We start from the raw sequence: 1,903 nt of genomic DNA on the forward strand, positions 1-1,903 counted from the left end.
TCCACGTCATCCGCGAGGTCGCGGGCGAGTTCGACCGCCCCGTGATCCTCTTCTCCGGCGGCAAGGACTCCATGCTGCTGGTGCACCTGGCCGCCAAGGCGTTCTGGCCCGCCCCGATCCCGTTCCCGGTGCTGCACGTCGACACCGGGCACAACTTCGACGAGGTCATCGACTTCCGCGACCGCGTCGTCGAGCGCTACGGCCTCGACCTCGAGGTCGCGCGCGTGCAGGACTACATCGACGACGGTCGACTGTCCGAGCGCGCCGACGGCACCCGCAACCCGCTGCAGACCACGCCGCTGCTCGACGCCATCGCCGAGCACCGCCACGACGCCGTCTTCGGCGGCGGGCGACGCGACGAGGAGCGCGCGCGGGCCAAGGAGCGCGTGTTCAGCCTGCGCACCGCGTTCGGCCAGTGGGAGCCGTCGCGCCAGCGCCCGGAGCTGTGGAACCTCTACAACGGGCGCCACAAGCCCGGCGAGCACGTGCGCGTGTTCCCGCTGTCGAACTTCACCGAGCTCGACGTCTGGCGCTACATCGCCCGCGAGGCCGTCGAGCTGCCGTCGATCTACTACGCGCACACCCGCGACGTCTTCGCCCGCGACGGGATGTGGCTGACGAGCGGGCCGTGGGGCGGTCCGCGCGACGGCGAGGAGACCGTCACCAAGACCGTGCGCTACCGCACCGTCGGCGACGGCTCCTGCACCGGCGCCGTGGAGTCCACCGCCGCGACGCTCGACGAGGTGCTGGCCGAGGTCCGCGAGAGCCGCCTCACCGAGCGCGGCGCGACGCGGGCGGACGACCGCCTCTCGGAGGCCGCCATGGAGGACCGCAAGCGAGAGGGCTACTTCTGAGATGTGGGAGCTGGACCGTCATGTCTGACCTGCTGCGCCTCGCGACCGCCGGTTCCGTCGACGACGGCAAGTCCACCCTGGTCGGGCGGCTGCTCTACGACACCAAGTCGGTGCTCGCCGACCAGATGGAGGCCGTCGAGCGGGCCACGCAGGCCCAGGGTCACGGTGGCGACCCGGACCTCTCGCTGCTGGTCGACGGTCTGCGCTCGGAGCGCGAGCAGGGCATCACGATCGACGTGGCCTACCGCTACTTCGCGACGCCGAACCGCTCGTTCGTCCTCGCCGACACCCCCGGCCACGTCCAGTACACCCGCAACACCGTCACCGGCGCCTCCACCGCGCAACTGGCCGTGCTGCTGGTGGACGCGCGCGCCGGCGTCGTCGAGCAGACCCGCCGGCACGTCGCGGTGATGGGCCTGCTGCGTGTGCCGCGTCTGGTGCTCGCGGTCAACAAGATGGACCTGGTCGACCACGACGAGAACACCTACTGGCGCATCGCCAAGGAATTCACCGGCCTCACCGAGGCCCTCGGTTACGCCGAGGGCGACGTCGTGGCGATCCCGCTGTCGGCGAAGAAGGGCGACAACGTCGTCCTCGCCTCGGAGAACACCCCCTGGTACGAGGGTCCGACGCTGCTCGAACACCTCGAGGCGGTGCCGGTCGAGGGCGCCGATCACACCGCGCCGTTCCGCTTCCCGGTGCAGTACGTCGTGCGCCCGCGCACCGAGTCGCACCCCGACTACCGGGGCTACGCGGGGCTCGTCGCGGCCGGCACGGTGCGGGTCGGTGACGAGGTCGAGGTGCTGCCTGACGGGCACCGCAGCCGCGTCGAGGGGATCGACACCTACGACGGCGAGCTCGACGCGGCCCACGACGGTCAGAGCGTCGTGCTGCGCCTCGCCGACGACCTCGGTGTCGCGCGCGGCGCGCTGCTCGCGGCGCCGGGCGCGCCGGAGCCGGTCACGGAGTTCGACGCGACGCTCGCCTGGCTGCACGAGAAGCCCCTGCGTCCCGGCGCCCGCCTGCTGCTCAAGCACGGCACCCGCACC

The 1,903-nt window shown here is 72.0% G+C and carries 2 protein-coding genes; both read left to right on the plus strand.

What is annotated here, in order from left to right:
* Window positions 1-854: sulfate adenylyltransferase subunit CysD (gene cysD / locus AC2A1K_RS35570; protein ID WP_483901065.1), on the plus strand; the 854-nt coding region annotated here is incomplete at its 5' end.
* 20 nt (window positions 855-874) lie between these two features.
* Window positions 875-1,903 (plus strand): sulfate adenylyltransferase subunit 1 (locus AC2A1K_RS35575; RefSeq protein ID WP_483901066.1); only part of this gene is annotated, 1,029 nt, incomplete at its 3' end.

It is taken from the genome of Actinomycetospora sp. 2LY8.5, from assembly GCF_057180585.1.